A 17,599-nucleotide genomic window follows, 5' to 3' on the forward strand; every position below is an offset into this window, starting at 1 on the left:
CGCTATACGAGGCTGTCGCGCCACGCCCGGTGCAGATCCGCGAACCTGCCGGTACCCGCGACGAGTTCGTCGGGTGTGCCGTCCTCGACGATCCGGCCGTGCTCCATCACCAGCACCCGGTCGGCGATCTCCACCGTCGACAGCCGGTGCGCGATGACCACCGCCGTACGGCCGCGCAGAACCGTCGACATCGCCCGCTGGACGGCCCGCTCGCCGGGGATGTCCAGGGAACTGGTCGCCTCGTCGAGGATGAGGACCGCCGGGTCGGCGAGCAACGCCCTCGCGAACGCCACCAGTTGGCGCTGGCCCGCCGAGATACGGCCACCCCGTTTGCGTACGTCCGTGTCGTAGCCGTCGGGCAGGGCGCTGATGAAGTCATGGGCGCCGATCGCCTTCGCCGCCTGCTGGATCTCCTCGCGGGACGCGTCGGGGCGGCCGATCGCGATGTTCTCGGCGACCGTGCCGGAGAACAGGAACGCCTCCTGGGTCACCATCACCACACCGCGCCGCAGTTCCGGCACGGAGAGATCGCGCAGATCCACGCCGTCGAGGAGGACCCGGCCGTCCGAGGGGTCGTAGAAGCGGGCCAGCAGCTTGGCCAGCGTCGACTTGCCCGCGCCCGTCGAGCCGACCACGGCCACCGTCTGCCCGGCGGGGAGCGTGAGCGAGAAGGCGGGGAGGATCTCGCCGCCGGTGCGGTACGCGAAGCGGACGTCGTCGAAGACGACCTCGCGGCCGGGGTGCTCCGACGCGAGAGCGGGCAGCTGCTTCGGCGCGGACGGCTCCGGCACGGACGGCGTCTGGGCCAGCAGGCCCGCGATCTTCTCCAGCGAAGCCGCCGCGGACTGGTACGAGTTGAGGAACATACCGAGCCGGTCGATCGGGTCGTACAGACGGCGCAGATAGAGCACCGCGGCGGCCAGCACACCCAGCGCCAGCGACCCCGAGGCCACCCGGTACGCGCCCCACAGCACGATCCCCGCGACCGCCGTGTTGGCGACCAGGCGGGAGCCGACGACATAGCGGGCCATCTCCAGCAGCGCGTCGCCGTTCGTCTTCTCGTGGCGCTGGTTGAGCACCCGGAAGTCCGCGTCGTTGGCGGCCTCACGGCGGAACGCGCGCACCGGGCGGATACCGTTCATCGTCTCCGCGAACTTCACGATCACGGCGGCGATCGCGGTCGACCGCCGGGCGAAGATACGGCCCGCGCGGCGCTGGTAGAGGCGGATGAGCAGATACAGCGGCACGAAGGACACCACCGCCACCGCACCGAGGCCCAGGTCCAGCCAGAGCAGCATCGCCGAGATGTAGACGAACGACAGGATGACCGTGACGAGCTCCTGCAGACCCTCGCTGAGCAGCTCGCGCAATGACTCGACGTCCGTCGTGGAGCGGGAGATCAGCCGGCCTGAGGTGTACCGCTCATGGAAGTCGATGCTCAGCGCCTGCGCATGGCGGAAGATCCGGCCGCGCAGATCGAGCAGCACGTCCTGGTTGACGCGGGCCGAGGCGATGATGAAGGCGTACTGGAGTCCGCCGGAGACCAGCGAACACAGCAGATACCCGACGCCCACCACGATGAGCGGGCCGTGGTCGTCGTGCCGGAACGCCGGTACGGCGCGGTCGAGGGCGTACGCCACGAGCAGCGGGCCCGCCTGCACCGCGGCCTGCTGGAGGAGCAGCAGGACGGTGGTCACGACCACCCGGGCCCTGAGCGGGGCGAGCAGGGAGCGCAGCAGCGCGGCGGTCGCGCCCGGGGGAGTGGGGAGCGTGTCGCGGTCGAAAGGGTCCGTGTACCGCTCGGGTTCCCGGCCCGGCCGGTCCTTGTCCGGTTCCCTGTCCGGCTCCTTGTTCGGCGCGGTGGTCGTGGGCGCCGCCGTCATCGGTCGTCCTCCTCTGCACCCGACATCAGATGGGCGTACTCGGCGTTCGTGCGCAGCAGTTCGTGGTGGGTGCCGACCGCGGCGATGCGGCCGCCGGAGAGCAGGGCCACGCGGTCGGCGAGCAGGACCGTGGACGGGCGGTGCGCCACGATCAGGGCGGTCGTCTCCGCGAGCACCCGGCGCAGGGCGGCCTCGACCGCGGCCTCCGTGTGCACGTCCAGGGCCGACAGCGGGTCGTCGAGCACGAGGAAGCGGGGGCGGCCGACCACCGCCCTCGCCAGCGCGAGACGCTGGCGCTGCCCGCCCGACAGGCTGAGGCCCTGCTCCCCGACCTGTGTCGCGGTGCCCTGCGGCAGCGCGTGCGCGAAGTCCGCCTGTGCGACGGCGAGGGCGCGGTCCAACTCGGCCTCGCCCGCGGTGTCTTCGGCGCCCATGAGGACGTTCTCGCCGACCGTCGCCGAGAAGAGGGTGGGCTCCTCGAAGGCCACGGCGACGAGTTCGCGCAGCGTGTCTCTGGACATCTGGGTGATGTCCTCGCCGTCCAGGGTGATGCGGCCCGATGTCACCTCGTGGAGGCGGGGGACGAGCGCGGTCAGGGTGGTTTTGCCCGTGCCGGTCGCGCCTACGAGGGCCATGCTTTCGCCGGGGCGGATGTGGAGGTCTATGCGGTCCAGGACGGGGGCGGTGTCCTTCGGGGCATCTGGATAGCGGAACCGGACGCTGTGGAACCGAAGCCCGTCGTCCCTGGACTTCTTCGCATCGGCGCCCGGCACAGCAATAGCGCCGGACCCAGCGGTCTCCGCCTCAGGAGCCGCGTCCATCACCTCGAAATACCGTTCCGTCGCCGTCCCCGCCTCCTGGCTCATCGCGAGGAGGAAGCCGATGGAGTCGACGGGCCAGCGCAGCGCGAGGGCCGTCGAGAGGAAGGCCACCAGCGTGCCGGCGGAGAGGTGGCCGTCGGCGACCTGGACCGTGCCGAGGACGAGGGCGGCGCCGATGGCGAGTTCGGGCAGGGTGACGATGACGGCCCAGATGGAGGCGAGGAGACGGGCCTTGACGAGTTCCGTGCCGCGCAGGGTCCCGGACAGCTCGCGGAAGGCGCGGGCCTGGCTGCGATGGCGGCCGAAGCCCTTGATGATACGGATGCCGAGCACGCTCTCCTCGACGACCGTCGTCAGATCACCGACCTGGTCCTGGGAGCGCCGGGCCACCTCCGAGTAGCGCCGCTCGAAGAGCCAGCAGACGATCATGACGGGGACGGCGGGAGCGAGCAGCACCAGCCCGAGCGTCCACTCCTGGGCCAGCATGATGGCCACGCCCACCAGGATCGTCACGGAGTTGACCAGCAGGAAGGTCAGCGGGAACGCCAGGAACATGCGCACCAGCATCAGGTCCGTGGTGCCCCGGGACAGCAGCTGACCGGAGGCCCAGCGGTCGTGGAAGGCGACCGGGAGGCGCTGCAGATGCCGGTACAGATCCGCCCGCATCGCCGCCTCGACCCCCGCCAGCGGCCGCGCCACCAGCCACCGCCGCAGCCCGAACAGCCCTGCCTCGGCCAGCCCGAGCAGCAGCAGATACAGCGCCCCGAGCCAGACGCCCGCCGGATCGTGGCCGGCCACCGGACCGTCCACCATCCACTTCAGGACGAGCGGGAACACCAGGCCCGTACAGGAGGCGACCACCGCGACCAAGGCCGCGCCGAACAGCCGCACCCGCACCGGCCGCACATACGGCCACAGGCGCAACAGGCTGCGTACGGTCGAACGGTCGACACGATCCTTGGTCACTGCATCTGTTGTGGGCATCATCGGCGAGCCTACGGTTCACCACTGACAGTGCCCACCGAGTTTTGGCCGGTCCTGAATCGTTCAACGATCTCATTGCAGGTCGATCAGCAGGTCGTACCGCGGCATCAACCGATCGGCTGATGCCGCTTCGAGCGCGATGGCCGATGTGCCGCCCGCCGCCTCCCCGGGACCCTCGGAGCATGTCAGTCATCGAAGTCAGCGGACTACGCAAGTCCTACGGCGGCCGGGCCGTCGTCGACGGTGTCTCCTTCGCCGTCGAGGAGGGCGAGATCTTCGGGATCCTCGGCCCGAACGGCGCCGGCAAGACCACCACCGTCGAATGCGTCGAGGGCCTGCGCGTCCCCGACGCGGGCCGCGTCCGGGTCTCCGGCCTCGACCCCGTCGCCGACCACGAGCAGGTCGCCCGCGTCCTCGGCGCCCAGCTCCAGGAGAGCGAGCTCCAGGCCAAGCTCACCGTCCGCGAGGCACTGGAGCTGTACGCCGCCTTCTACCCGAACCCCGCCGACTGGCAGCCCCTCGCCGAACGCCTCGGCCTGACCGCCAGGCTCACCACGCGCTTCGCGAAGCTCTCCGGCGGTCAGAAACAGCGCTTGTTCATCGCGCTCGCCCTCATCGGCAACCCCCGCGTCGTCGTCCTCGACGAACTGACCACCGGACTCGACCCGCGCGCCCGCCGCGACACCTGGCAGCTCATCGAGGACGTCCGGGCGAGCGGGGTCACCGTCCTGCTCGTCACGCACTTCATGGAGGAGGCGCAGCGCCTGTGCGACCGGATCGCCGTGATCGACAAGGGCCGGGTGGCCGCCCTGGACACCCCGGCAGGGCTGATCCGCCGTTCAGCAGGCTCCACCGTCATCAGCTTCACGCCCTCCGCCCCGCTGGACGAGGGTGACCTGAACGCGCTGCCCGCGCTCGCGTCGGTCGAGCACAAGGACGGCCGGATCACACTCTCCGGCACCGACGAGACCGTCAACGCGGTCATCACGCTGCTCGCCCGCAACCACATCACGGCCCACCAACTCCGCGTGTCCGACGCCACGCTGGACGACGCGTTCCTGGACCTGACGGAGGTCACCGCATGAACACCGCCGTCCTGCGCACCGAGTTGCGCCTCTTCCGCCGTGAACCGGGCGCCCTCTTCTGGATCCTGGCGTTCCCCACCCTGCTCCTGGTGATCCTGGGTTCCATCCCGGGCTTCCGCCAGCACGACGCCGACCTGGGCGGCCTGCGCACGGTCGACGTGTACGTCCCGGTGACCGTGCTGCTCGGCATGATCGTCGGCGCGCTCCAGTCGATGCCGCAGAACCTCACCGGCTACCGCGAGCGCGGCATCCTGCGCCGCATGTCCACCACCCCGGTCCGCCCGTCCGCCCTGCTCGCCGCCCAGATGCTGGTCTACGGCACGGCTGCCCTGGCCTCCGCCCTGTGTGCGCTGATCGTCGGCCGCCTCGCCTTCGACGTACGACTGCCCGAGCAGCCGTACGGCTATCTCCTCGCCCTGCTCCTCGCGATCCTGGCCGCGCTCGCGCTGGGCGCGGTGGTCTCCGCGCTGTCCCGGACGACGAAGATCGCGGGCGCCATCGGGTCGGCCGTGTTCTTCCCGATGATGTTCTGCGCGGGGGTGTGGATCCCGGTGCAGTCCATGCCGGACGTCATGGCGCGGATCGTCGGCTACACGCCGTTCGGCGCCGCCGCCGAGGCCCTGAACCGGGCGGCGGCCGGGCACTGGCCCGGCTGGGCGCACCTGGGCGTGCTGGTGGCCTGGACCGTGCTGCTGACGGCCGGCGCCTCGCGCTGGTTCCGCTGGGAGTAGGGGAGGCGGCCGTGCAGACTGGGGAGATGACCACCAGGGACCGGCAGATCGATCGGCGCTGGGAGCAGCTGCACACGTGGGGGCCGTACGGGCTGCTCGGTATCAGTGTCGTCCTCGCGCTCGCCTCCTCCGGTCTGTTCGACTACTCCACCGCCGAGTGGTACACCGGCTGGGCCCTGGCTGGTGCCGCGCTCGTCCTCCAGCTGTGGTGGCACGGCACCCGCTCCCGGCGTCCGGGCCGCGGCCGGACCCCGTCGCGGGCGGGCACGGTGTACTACGTTGTCCGCTGGGCCCTCGCCTTCGCCCTCACCTGGATCGACCCGTTCTTCGCGTTCTACGCCGCCTCCGGCTACATGGACGCCGACGAACTGATCCCGGGCGTGGTGCGGCAGCGGATCGGACTGCTCGCCAGCGCGGTCATCGTGGCCGGTGCGCAGGCCGGCGGGATGCCGTTCGGGAGCGCGCTCCAGTGGGTTCTCTTCGCCGCGCTCCTGGTCGCCAACTCCGGCCTGCAGATGGCGGTCGCCCATCTCACCACGCAGGAGACACAGCGCTCCCGCGAGCGCACCGAGACCATCGCCGAACTCGAACGCACCAACGCCGCCCTGCAGCAGGCCCTCGACGAGAACGCCGCCCTCCACGCCCAACTCCTCGTCCAGGCACGGGAAGCCGGGGTCGCCGACGAGCGCCGCCGTCTTGCCGCCGAAATCCACGACACGATCGCCCAGGGCCTGACCGGAATCATCGCCCAGCTCCAAGTCGTGGCGAGCGCACCCGACTTGACCATCGCCCGCACCCACCTCGAACGCGCCTCCGCCCTCGCCCGCCACAGCCTCGGCGAGGCCCGCCGCTCGGTGCACAACCTCGCTCCCGTCGCGCTGGCCGACGACGGCCTGCCGGAGGCGCTGAAGAAGACGGTCGCCGAATGGGCCGAACGGACGGGCATACGCGCCGAGTTCACCGTCACCGGCACCGCCGAGCAGCTCCACGAGGAGCTCGCGGCGACCCTCCTCAGGATCGTCCAGGAGGCCCTGTCGAACGCCGCCCGGCACGCCCGGGCCACCCGCCTCGGTGTCACCCTCTCCTTCCTGGGCGACGAGGTCATCCTCGACATCCGCGACGACGGCCGCGGCTTCGACCCGGACGCCCTCCCCGAACGCACCCGCACAGGCGGCTTCGGCCTCGACGGCATGCGCGCCCGCGCCGAACGCATCGCCGGCACCCTCACGATCGAGGCCGAGCCGGGTCACGGCACGGCGGTCTCGGCTCGCGTACCGTTGGTCCGCGATGACCGATGACGCGACCGCACACAAGGCGATCACCCTGCTGATCGTCGACGACCACCCCGTCGTACGGGACGGCCTGCGCGGCATGTTCGAGTCCGCGCCCGGATTCCGGGTCCTGGGCGAGGCCTCCAACGGCATCGAGGCCGTGGAACGGGCCGCCGCCCTCGACCCGGACGTGATCCTGATGGACCTGCGCATGCCCGGCGGCGGCGGAGTCGAGGCCATCGCCCGGCTGACCCGCCGCTCGGCCCGTGCGAAGGTACTGGTCCTGACGACCTACGACACCGACTCGGACACCCTCCCCGCGATCGAGGCGGGCGCGACCGGATATCTGTTGAAGGACGCCCCGCGCGACGAACTCTTCACCGCCGTCCGCGCGGCGGCGGAAGGCCGTACGGTGCTGTCTCCCGCCGTCGCCTCCCGCCTGGTCTCCGCGGTCCGCAGCCCCCAGGCTCCCGGCAACGAGCCGCTCTCCGCGCGCGAGCGCGAAGTGCTGGCCCTGGTCGCCAAGGGGACGTCGAACCGTGAGATCGCCCGCGTCCTGTTCATCAGCGAGGCCACGGTGAAGACCCACCTCACGCACCTGTACGCCAAGTTGGGCGTGAAGGACCGCGCGGCGGCGGTGGCGGTGGCGTACGACCGGGGGATCCTCGGCTGACCGCGCGACCGGCCGGTTACGCGGCCGGGTAGGGCAGCAGCCCGCCCGCGGTCTTCTCCCAGGCCGCCTTCAGCTCGGCGAGCAGCTCCGGCCGGTCCGGCGCGAGATCGGCCTGTTCACGGGCGTCGCGGGCGAGGTCGTAGAGATGGTCCTTGCCGTTCGCGTCCTGGTAGTACTTCCAGTCCCCGCGCCGCAGCGCCCGGTTGGCCCGCACCCGCCAGAACAGCTCCCGCTCCGGCAGCTTCTCGCCCCGCAGCAGATAGCCCGCGAGGCTGGTGCCGTCCAGCGGATACGCCGGGTCGGGCCGGGCGCCGCCCAGCTCCAGCAGGGTCGCGGTCCAGTCGGGCGAGAAGTTGGGCTCGTGACTGACCTGGTGACCGTCGATCCGGTCCGGCCAGCGCACGATGGCCGGCACCCGGATGCCGCCCTCCAGCAGCGAGGCCTTCTCACCGCTGAGCGGCCACAGGTACGAGAAGCGCTCACCGCCGTTGTCGCTGGCGAAGAACACCACGGTGTTCTCCTCCTGCCCGGAGCGGCGCAGGGCGGTGAGCACCTCACCGACGGCGGCGTCCAGGCTCTCCACCATCTGCGTGTACTTCTCCACCGAGCCGCCGTCGTTGTGCAGGAGCGCGGCGGTGACCTCGGCCTGACTCCCGGCGGCCCGGATCTTCGCGGCGATCCCGGCACCGGTCTCGGCGTCGTCCTCGCTGAGCCAAGGCCAGTGCGGGGTGGTGAAGTTGAGGTTGAGCAGCCACGGCTTGTCGTGCTTCCGGCCGACGTACTCCACGGCACGCTCGGTCAGGACCTCGGTGTAGTAGCGCAGGTCCTTGTAGGTCGCGTCCCCCTCGTAGAGGTCGTAGTCGCCGAGCTGACCGAGCTTGGAGAAGTACTCCAGCACGCCCCCGTGGTTGCCGAAGAACTCGTCCCAACCCGACTTCGTGGGGCTGTAGTCCGGCAGCCAGCCGCAGTGCCACTTGCCGATCAGCGCGGTCGAGTAGCCCGCCTTCTTCAGCAGTGAGGCGAGCGTGGGGTGGTTCGGGTCCAGACCCTGGGTCCTGTTCGCGATGGGCTCGGCGAGCCCGCCCTTCGTACGGCCCGGATAGCGGCCGGTGTACAGGCTGAACCGGGTCGGCGAGCAGGTGGCGGACCCGGAGTACGCGTCGGTGAACCGCACCCCCTGGCGCGCCAGCCGGTCCAGGTTCGGCGTCCTGATGTGCGGTGCGCCGTACGAGGAGAGGTCGGCCCAGCCGAGGTCGTCACCCAGGATGACCAGGAGGTTGGGGCGCCGGGCGGACGCGGGGGAGGCGGTACGGGCCTGGAACGGGCGCTCGGTGGGGGCGGCTTCGGCGGTGGTGGCTTCGGCGGTGGTGGCCGTGCCGGCGACGGCGGTCACGGCACCGCCACCAACCAGCCCACCGAAAGCCCGACGGGATATTTCGGACATGAGGGATCCTCGGAGAAGGAAGAGGGAGTGAGAGGGGGCGCGAGGAGCCTGCGGGCTCGGTCAGCGACAGATGGCGCTGGACTGCCGGCACAGGTCGACGTGGCGCCGCTCCACGAGCGCGACGAGCGCGCACGGGTGATCAGCGGAGGGCCTCATGACCATGGACGCTGCCAGCGAGAAGCCCCGCAGGTCAAGCCACCGTCCATGGTGTGGACGCCGGGCCACCTCGCCCCCGCCGCCCCTACCCGTCCCATCCCTGGGGGCTGCGCCCCCAGACCCCCCTAAAAGATTGCGCAGTTCCCCGCGCCCCTAAAAGGGGCGCGGGGAACTGCGTAATCTTTTGGACCAGCCCCCACCCACCCGCAGCCGGCTCACACTCCCTACCCCACCACCCGGAGCAGCAGCACAGCCCGCGCCGGCACGGTAACCGCCGCCCCCGCCCGGTGCACCACCCCCGGAGCCTCCCCCTGCTCCTCCCGGGACGTATCGACAACCACCTCGTACCGCTCGGCCCAAGGCATCCCCGGAAGAACGAAACTCACCGGCCGATCCCCGCCGTGCAGCACGGCGAGGAAGCTGTCGTCCACGACGGGCACCCCACGGGCGTCCCGCCCGGGAATGTCCCGCCCGGACAGATACATGCCCAGCGTCGCGGCGGGCGCGTACCAGTCCCGCTCCGTCATCTCCGTGCCCCGAGCGGTGAACCACGCCAAGTCCCGCAACCCGTCGGCCGAATGGGCCCGCCCGGAGAAGAAGGCACGGCGCCGCAGCACGGGATGCTCATGCCGCAGAGCGATCAGCCGGGACGTCAGCTCGAACAGCGCCCGCCACCCGGGATCGTCGAGATGCGACCAGTCGACCCAGCTGATCTCGTTGTCCTGGCAGTACGCGTTGTTGTTGCCGCGCTGAGTCCGCCCGAACTCGTCCCCGGCGACCAGCATCGGCACCCCGGTGGACAGCAGCAGCGTCGTCAGCAGATTCCTCAACTGCCGGCGCCGCAGCCCTCGTACGCGCTCGTCGCCCGTCTCCCCCTCCGCCCCGCAGTTCCACGCCCGGTTGTCGTCGGAACCGTCCCGGTTCCCTTCCCCGTTCGCCTCGTTGTGCTTGCGCTCGTACGACACGAGATCCCGCAGTGTGAAACCGTCATGCGCGGTCACGAAATTCACCGAGGCGTACGGCCGGCGACCGCCCCAGGCGTAGAGGTCGCTCGACCCCGACAGCCGGTACCCCAGATCCCGTACGTCCGGCAGCGCGCCCCGCCAGAAATCCCGTACGGCGTTCCGGTACCGGTCGTTCCACTCCGTCCACAGCGGGGGGAAGGACCCCACCTGATATCCCCCGGATCCCACGTCCCAGGGCTCCGCGATCAGCTTCACCCGACGCAGCACCGGATCCTGGGCGATGACGGCGAGGAACGGCGACAGCATGTCGACGTCGTGCATGGAGCGGGCGAGCGCCGCGGCGAGATCGAAGCGGAAACCGTCCACCCCCATCTCCGTCACCCAGTACCGCAGCGAGTCCGTGATCAGCCGCAGCACATGCGGCTGCACCACGTGCAAGGTGTTCCCGCACCCTGTGTAGTCCGCGTATCGCCGGGCGTCCGACTGCAGCCGGTAGTACCCCCGGTTGTCGATGCCGCGCAGCGACAGCATCGGTCCCAACTCGCCCGCCTCCGCGGTGTGGTTGTAGACCACGTCGAGGATGACCTCGATCCCCGCGGCGTGCAGCGCGCGCACCATCCGCTTGAACTCGCCGACCTGCTGCCCGGTCGTCCCGGACGCGGCGTATCCCGCGTGCGGCGCGAAGTAGCCGATCGAGTTGTAGCCCCAGTAGTTCTTCAGCCCCCGCCGCAGCAGATGGTCCTCGTGCGCGAACTGGTGCACCGGCAGCAGTTCCACGGCGGTCACGCCGAGCTTCACCAGGTGCTCGATCGCGGCCGGATGCGCCAGCCCGGCGTACGTGCCCCGCAACTCCTCCGGAATGCCCGGATGCAGTCGGGTGAACCCCCGCACATGCAGTTCGTAGATCACCGAGTCCGCCCACGGGGTCTTGGGGCGGTGGTCGTCCGACCAGTCGTCGTCATCGTGGACGACGACACCCTTGGGGACGTACGGCGCCGAGTCCCGGTCGTCGCGCACGGTGTCGGCGACCTGCTGCTGGGGCCAGTCCCGGACGTGCCCGTACACCTCGGGCGGCAGGCTGAAGTCACCGTCGACGGCGCGGGCGTACGGGTCGAGGAGCAGCTTCGCCGGGTTCCAGCGGGCGCCGGTCCACGGGTCCCAGCGGCCGTGCACGCGGTAGCCGTAACGGCGGCCGGGCAGTACGTCGGGGACGAAGCCGTGCCAGATCTCATGGGTGAGTTCGGTGAGCGGTACGCGGGTCTCGTGGATCTCACCGTCCCGCTCGTCGAAGAGACACAGGTCCACGGCTTCCGCGCCGCCCGCCCAGAGGGCGAAGTTGGTGCCCGCGACGCCGTCGGGGCCGACGCGGAAGCGCGAACCGAGCGGGGTCGGGGCGCCCGGCCACACGGACACGGCGGGCGCCGCCGGCCGCCGGGCCCCGGTGTCGTCGTGCGGCGCCCGGGCGCCGTTCAGCGCGGGAGCGGCCGACTGCGCGGGCAGCCCGCCGCCCACGGCACGCCCTTCCTGGACTGCCTCCTGCTCGGGTGCGCTCGACACCGGTTCAGCCTCCCGCGGCTCATGGAACGACCCGAAAAAGGGGCGTGCGGCGTCCCGGCCGCGGCTCCCCATCGCGTCGTCCTCCCCACTGTTCTGCCCAGAGCGTGCCTCGCACTCACGTTTCCCCAGAGGGGCACAGTCGTTGGGCCCGACGTGAAGCACGTACAGACGCGCGCGCGGCGCGCAGGGGCCGCGCTGGCCGCCGTACTGACCTGGGCCGGCCTGCTGGCCGGAGCGTCCGGCTGCACCTCGGACCCGATCGACGAGGTGTTCGGCAAACCACAGTCGCCCGAGGACGCCATCCGCGTCTGGCCGGGCGACGACAGCAAGGGCGTACGCCCCGACGAGCCGCTCAAGGTGCGGGTGCCCAGTGGGCGGCTGGAATCCGTGAAGGTCGTCAAGTCCCAGGACGCGCAGGATTCACGGGTGCCCGGGCACATCACCGACGACGGCCTGACCTGGAAACCCGACGATCCGCGGCTCGCCCTGGCGGCCAAGTACACCGTCGACGTGGTGGCTCTCGACGAGCACGGGCGGCGCTCGGCACGGCACACGACGTTCACGACGGCCGTCCCCGGCGAGCGGTTCATCGGATACGTCACTCCGGAGAACCGGTCCACCGTCGGCACCGGAATGATCGTCTCGCTCGAATTCAACCGGGAGATCGAGAACCGGGCCGCCGTCGAGCGCGCCATCCAGGTGACAGCGAAGCCCGCCGTCGAGATCCGGCCGCACTGGTTCGGCAAGGACCGCCTCGACTTCCGCCCGCGGAACTACTGGAAACCGGGGACGAAGGTCACGGTCGGACTGCGACTGCGCGACGTCGAGGCGGCACCGGGTGTGTACGGACTCCAGTCCAAGACCTTCTCGTTCACCGTCGGACGCAGCCAGGTCTCGCTCGTCGACGCCGCCGAGCACACCATGGAGGTACGCCGCGACGGTGACCTTCTCGCCACGGTGCCGATCACGGCGGGCGCTCCCAAGAGGACGACGTACAACGGGAAAATGGTCGTCATGGAGATGCTGGAGATGACGCGGATGAACAGCCGCACGGTCGGTTTCGGCGGCGAGTACAACATCCCGGACGTCCCCCACGCGATGCGGCTCACCGACTCCGGGACCTTCCTGCACGGCAACTACTGGGCGCCGGACGCCTTCGGCAACACCAATGTCAGCCACGGCTGTGTGGGGCTGAGGGACGTGAAGGGCGGCAGCTCGGACACCCCGGCGGGCTGGTTCTTCGACCGCAGCCTCGTCGGGGACGTCATCGAGGTCGTCAACAGCAAGGACAAAGAGGTCGCTCCCGACAACGGGCTCGGAGGATGGAACATGCGCTGGAAGCAGTGGAAAGCGGGTGGCACGGTGAAGTAGCCCGACATAGGGGTACGCGCATGATGTGCTCCAGTGGCACCCCGTACGGCCGAAGTTGGGACTGAACAGTGACATTCCCGGGGAGCCATCGCTCCAGGTCGTGTGATTAATTAGCGCGATACGCGCGTGGGACGCGCTGGAGTGCGGGCCTGATCAGGCCGTGCGAGGGGAGAACCATTTTGAACGGGCGACCGATATCGGGGGCGTCGGTTGGCGCGCGGACACACAAGGGCAAGGGAATCCTGGCACTCCTGCTGGGCGTCCTGCTGCTCGCCGTGACCGCCTGCGGCGGGGGAGGGGACTCGGACACCGGGTCCGGGGACGGCAAGGGCAGGAGTGCCGGCAGTTCCAGTACGGCGGACACCAAGGCCTCGCAGGCCGTGGTGACCATCGCCCCCAAGGACGGCGCCGCCGATGTGAAGACCAGCGGTGCCCTCAAGGTGTCCGCCGCCAAGGGCAAGCTGACCGAGGTCAAGGTCGAGGACACCAAGGGCAACGCGGTCGAGGGCAAGATCACGGACGGGGGCGCCACCTGGACGCCCTCGACCCACCTCGCCTCGGCCACCAAGTACAAGGTCCACGCGGTGGCCAAGGACTCCGACGGCCGTCAGGCGGCCGAGGAGTCGGCGTTCACCACCCTCACCCCCAAGAACACCTTCGTCGGCATCTACACGCCCGAGGACGGTTCCAAGGTCGGCGTGGGAATGCCCTTCTCGGTCCACTTCACGCGGGGCATCACGCACCCCGACGACGTCGAGAAGGCCATCAAGTTCAAGACCGAGCCCGCGGTCGACGTCCAGGGCCACTGGTTCGGCAACGACCGCCTCGACTTCCGTCCCGAGCAGTACTGGGCGGCCGGTACGAAGGTCACCGTCACCCTCGATCTCGACGGCGTCGAGGGCCGGCCCGGCGTCTACGGCAAGCAGGCCAAGACCGTGAGCTTCACGATCGGCCGCAGCCAGGTCACCACCGTCGACGCCAAGAAGCACACGATGGTCGTCAAGCGCGACGGCAAGGTCCTCAAGACCATCCCGATCACCACGGGCAAGCCGGGCTACGACACCTGGAACGGCCAGATGGTCATCAGCGAGCGCCTCAAGGTGACCCGCATGAACGGCGAGACGGTCGGCTACGGCGGCGAGTACGACATCAAGGACGTGCCGCACGCCCAGCGCCTGACCAACTCGGGCACCTTCATCCACGGCAACTACTGGGGCGGCGGCGCCTTCGGCAACTACAACGCCAGCCACGGCTGCATCGGCGTACGCGATGTGCGAGGCGGCTACGACAGCGATGTGCCGGCGGCCTGGTTCTACGACAACTCGATCATTGGTGACGTGGTGATCGTGAAGAACTCCAACGACAAGACGGTCGCCCCGGACAACGGCCTCAACGGCTGGAACATGTCCTGGGACAAGTGGATCGCCTAGATCCCCCCGCTTGACCGGTACGGATACAGATACGGATACGGGCCCGGTGTGCTGCTGTGACTGAGCACACCGGGCCCGTTCCCGTTAACGCGCACTAACCTGCTGCCATGACTGTGCATCTCGAAGTGGCCGAAGGCGTGGGCACCATCCGTCTGGACCGCCCGCCCATGAACGCGCTGGACGTCGCCACCCAGGACCGGCTCAAGGAGCTCGCCGAGGAGGCCACCGGCCGGGCGGACGTCCGCGCGGTGGTGCTGTACGGCGGGGAGAAGGTGTTCGCGGCGGGTGCGGACATCAAGGAGATGCAGGCGATGGACCACGCCGCGATGGTCGTACGGTCCCGGGCCCTGCAGGACTCTTTCACCGCCGTAGCCCGTATCCCCAAGCCTGTCGTCGCCGCCGTCACCGGCTACGCGCTCGGCGGAGGCTGCGAGTTGGCGCTGTGCGCCGACTTCCGCATCGCCGCGGACAACGCCAAGCTGGGCCAGCCGGAGATCCTGCTCGGCGTGATTCCCGGCGCCGGCGGCACCCAGCGCCTGTCCCGTCTGATCGGCCCCTCCAAGGCCAAGGACCTCATCTTCACCGGCCGCATGGTCAAGGCCGACGAGGCCCTGTCGCTCGGCCTGGTGGACCGGGTCGTCCCGGCCGACGAGGTGTACACCGCCGCACACGCCTGGGCCGCGAAGCTCGCGCAGGGCCCGGCGATCGCGCTGCGCGCGGCGAAGGAGTCGATCGACGCGGGCCTGGAGACGGACCTCGAGACCGGACTCGCCATTGAACGCAACTGGTTCGCGGGCCTGTTCGCGACGGAGGACCGTGAGCGGGGGATGAAGAGCTTCGTGGAGGAGGGCCCGGGAAAGGCGAAGTTCCTCTGAGTCACGAGCGGTTCCGCTGAGCCGAAAGTCACTCTCCAAGTTCCGCTGATCCACTTGTAGTTGACGCGATGTCTTACCCGGCGTCCCCCGAAGGGGCGGTTTATGTGAGGCTTAAGGCAACCTTAAGCCTGCCCTGTGGGGGACGTCCGGCGATTGCCGTCAACTGGGCAGTATGGCCAGGTCAGACGGGCTGCCCAAGCTGCCGAACTGCCTGTGGCATATGTCAACTGGATGGTGCGGAATGGGGCGTTCCGGGGGGCGTATTCCTTCGGAACGCCCACGAAGGCGGCTCTGGGCGGCCATGATGGGGGCATGGCGGGGCTGGAGGGTATCGAACAGCCGCGGCGGCACGGGAGTGCGACCGCGGCGCGCTGGACGCCTGCGGTCGAGGACGAACGGGCGCTCCAGGCACTGGAGTTGTTCGGCAATCCGACAGAGGCGGAGGTGCCGTTGCCGTCCCGCCCGGAGTCCGCGGCCACCGCGCGGCGGCTCACGCAGGTCGTGGTCCTGCGTCACTGGGGCCTGTCGCCGAAGATGACGGAGGACGCGGTCTTACTCGTCTCGGAGCTCGTCGGCAACGCCGTGCGCCACACCGGCGCGCGCGTCTTCGGACTCCGTATGCGCCGCCGCCGGGGCTGGATCCGTATCGAGGTCCGCGACCCCTCGCGGGGTCTCCCCTGTCTGATGCCGGTCCAGGAACTCGACCTGAGCGGCCGAGGCCTCTTCCTCGTGGACAAACTCTCCGACCGCTGGGGTGTGGATCTCCTGCCCCGAGGCAAGACCACCTGGTTCGAGATGAGAGTGGCCGACCGCTGACTCCACCTCTCCACCCCTCTCCATCCCCCGTACACGCGGAAACCCCGGCCGCTGAGCAGCCGGGGCTCCTGAGGCGCCGTGGAACGAATTGGGGTGTGAACCACGGCACCGGCGACAACCATGGCCCGGGTCAATGGGTGGAGGTCGCACCGCTGACTATCGCAGACGCGGGTGATTGATCCAAAAGCGGTTGGGGTTGAACCGGATGTCTCTGCATGAACTTCGCGCCCCCTGTATTTCCCGCGCACGCCCCACCCACCACCTCCGGTTGTACCCGGGATGTTCCTCGCCCCCGCCGCCCCTACCCGTCCCATCCCCAGGGGCTCCGCCCCTTCGACCCCGGGGGTTGCGTTTCGACTGCGGGCCGGTGGGGTCTTGTCGCGCAGTTCCCCGCGCCCCTAAAAGCAAAGGCGCGGGGCTGCGCCCCGCGACAGCCCAGGAACCGTTCGCCACACGGACATGCACCCGCACTCGCACCCGGCGACGCACGGCCGACGTACAGAAGGGGCCGTGTCGGTACGTCCAGCCCGTCGCTTACGTGGTTATGGGCAAGTTCATGCTGTGGCAGCAGGCAGTAATGCCCACCGGCGACGGGCTGGACGTACCGGTGCGGCCCCGACCCGCCCCCAACCGGCCCCGACCCACCCCCCGATCGGACCAATCGCCACTTTTAGCGTCAGCTCACCCTTAAATGGTGCGGGTGACCACGTCTGAAGAACGCGTCGCACGCCCGGCACCAGACCGCCGCGCGGCGCTGCGCTCGGGGATCGCGCTCGCCGCGGGGACGCTCGCCGCCGGCTGCTCCGCGGCAGGCGCCGTCGCGCACCCGGTACCCCCAGCGCCCCCGCACCCCCCGCCACAGGCACCACGTCCACGTCCCCGTCCACGCCCCCCTCGCACCACACCCCCCCGCTCCCACCCCCCACCGCTTCCGGCCCAGCCCCCCGTGATCGCCCACGGCCCCCGCACCCGCCCCCAAGCAGCCCTCACCTTCCACGGCCAGGGCGACCCAGCCATTGCCAAGGCACTTCTCGGCGAGGCCGAGAAGAACGGCGCCCGAGTCACCGTGCTCGCCGTCGGCACCTGGCTCGACGAGCACCCCGACCTCGCCCGCCGCATCCTCGACGGCGGCCACGACCTCGGCAACCACACCCAGCGCCACCTCGACATCAACGCGATGTCCGAGGCCGACGCGGTCGCGGAGATCCAGGGCTGCGCGGACCGCCTCAAGCGGCTCACCGGCTCGATCGGCACCTGGTTCCGGCCGTCCCGCACACCCCGCGCCTCACCCCTGGTCGAACGGCTCGCCCGCGACGCGGGCTACCCGCACACGCTCTCCTACGACGTCGACTCGCTCGACTTCACCTCGCCGGGAGCCGCCGCCGTCACCCGCAACATCATGGGCGAAATCCGCGCCGGATCGATCGTGAGCCTGCACTTCGGGTACGCGGACACGGTCGCCGCACTGCCCGCCGTCCTGGAAGAACTCGACCGCCGCGGCCTGCGCGCGGTCACCACCACGGAGCTGCTGAGCTGA

General features: G+C 70.3%; 14 protein-coding genes. 9 read left to right on the forward strand and 5 right to left on the reverse strand.

From position 1 onward, the window contains the following. Positions 1-2 precede the first annotated feature (2 nt). Together AB5J50_RS34650 and AB5J50_RS34655 are read right to left on the reverse strand one after the other, a co-directional pair. Positions 3-1,883 (reverse strand): ABC transporter ATP-binding protein, encoded by a 1,881-nt coding sequence (locus AB5J50_RS34650; RefSeq protein ID WP_369262353.1) that lies wholly within the window; start codon positions 1,881-1,883, stop codon positions 3-5. Next, positions 1,880-3,688 (reverse strand): ABC transporter ATP-binding protein, encoded by a 1,809-nt coding sequence (locus AB5J50_RS34655; protein ID WP_369262355.1) that lies wholly within the window; start codon positions 3,686-3,688, stop codon positions 1,880-1,882. Before AB5J50_RS34655 ends, AB5J50_RS34650 begins: the two co-directional genes overlap by 4 nt. A 182-nt stretch (positions 3,689-3,870) precedes the next feature. Between AB5J50_RS34655 and AB5J50_RS34660 the strand changes: the two genes are divergently transcribed. Genes AB5J50_RS34660 through AB5J50_RS34675 form a run of 4 tightly spaced genes read left to right on the forward strand, consistent with a single transcriptional unit; the run spans position 3,871 to position 7,448 of the window. Further along, positions 3,871-4,773, forward strand: coding sequence for an ABC transporter ATP-binding protein (locus AB5J50_RS34660; RefSeq protein ID WP_369262357.1), 903 nt, complete (start codon positions 3,871-3,873; stop codon positions 4,771-4,773). After that, a complete protein-coding gene (locus AB5J50_RS34665; protein ID WP_369262359.1) occupies positions 4,770-5,504 on the forward strand; it encodes an ABC transporter permease in 735 nt (244 codons plus the stop codon). Before AB5J50_RS34660 ends, AB5J50_RS34665 begins: the two co-directional genes overlap by 4 nt. Positions 5,505-5,530: 26 nt before the next feature. Then, positions 5,531-6,802, forward strand: a complete 1,272-nt coding sequence (locus AB5J50_RS34670) for a sensor histidine kinase (protein WP_369262361.1) — start codon at positions 5,531-5,533, stop codon at positions 6,800-6,802. Beyond that, the gene (locus AB5J50_RS34675; RefSeq protein WP_369262362.1) at positions 6,792-7,448 is read left to right on the forward strand and encodes a response regulator; all 657 of its coding nucleotides are present in this window, start codon (positions 6,792-6,794) and stop codon (positions 7,446-7,448) included. Before AB5J50_RS34670 ends, AB5J50_RS34675 begins: the two co-directional genes overlap by 11 nt. 16 nt (positions 7,449-7,464) lie before the next feature. On the opposite strand, the gene AB5J50_RS34680 is transcribed toward AB5J50_RS34675, so the two are convergent. From AB5J50_RS34680 to glgX, 3 genes are all read right to left on the reverse strand, one after another. After that, on the reverse strand, positions 7,465-8,892 hold the full coding sequence (locus AB5J50_RS34680; protein WP_369262364.1) for a sulfatase: 1,428 nt from the start codon (positions 8,890-8,892) through the stop codon (positions 7,465-7,467). Positions 8,893-8,952: 60 nt separating this feature from the next. After that, positions 8,953-9,054 (reverse strand): putative leader peptide, encoded by a 102-nt coding sequence (locus AB5J50_RS34685; RefSeq protein ID WP_369262365.1) that lies wholly within the window; start codon positions 9,052-9,054, stop codon positions 8,953-8,955. 218 nt (positions 9,055-9,272) lie between these two features. Further along, positions 9,273-11,570: a glycogen debranching protein GlgX gene (glgX, locus tag AB5J50_RS34690; protein WP_369262366.1), complete on the reverse strand. Its 2,298-nt coding sequence runs from the start codon at positions 11,568-11,570 to the stop codon at positions 9,273-9,275. Between the two features lie 153 nt (positions 11,571-11,723). Here glgX and AB5J50_RS34695 point away from each other — a divergent pair, with 153 nt between their 5' ends. The 5 genes from AB5J50_RS34695 to AB5J50_RS34715 all read left to right on the forward strand — a co-directional run bounded on the left by AB5J50_RS34695 (position 11,724) and on the right by AB5J50_RS34715 (position 17,599). Next, positions 11,724-12,941: an Ig-like domain-containing protein gene (locus AB5J50_RS34695; RefSeq protein ID WP_369262368.1), complete on the forward strand. Its 1,218-nt coding sequence runs from the start codon at positions 11,724-11,726 to the stop codon at positions 12,939-12,941. Positions 12,942-13,120: 179 nt separating this feature from the next. After that, complete coding sequence (locus AB5J50_RS34700; RefSeq protein ID WP_369262370.1) at positions 13,121-14,371, forward strand: Ig-like domain-containing protein; 1,251 nt, start codon at positions 13,121-13,123, stop codon at positions 14,369-14,371. Between the two features lie 107 nt (positions 14,372-14,478). Continuing rightward, the gene (locus AB5J50_RS34705; RefSeq protein WP_327431867.1) at positions 14,479-15,246 is read left to right on the forward strand and encodes an enoyl-CoA hydratase-related protein; all 768 of its coding nucleotides are present in this window, start codon (positions 14,479-14,481) and stop codon (positions 15,244-15,246) included. A 231-nt stretch (positions 15,247-15,477) separates the two neighbouring features. Further along, on the forward strand, positions 15,478-16,062 hold the full coding sequence (locus AB5J50_RS34710) for an ATP-binding protein (RefSeq protein ID WP_369262372.1): 585 nt from the start codon (positions 15,478-15,480) through the stop codon (positions 16,060-16,062). A gap of 691 nt (positions 16,063-16,753) precedes the next feature. Continuing rightward, positions 16,754-17,599, forward strand: a complete 846-nt coding sequence (locus AB5J50_RS34715; RefSeq protein ID WP_369262374.1) for a polysaccharide deacetylase family protein — start codon at positions 16,754-16,756, stop codon at positions 17,597-17,599.

This window comes from Streptomyces sp. R35, from assembly GCF_041053035.1.
GTDB classification, from domain to species: Bacteria; Actinomycetota; Actinomycetes; order Streptomycetales; family Streptomycetaceae; genus Streptomyces; species Streptomyces lutosisoli.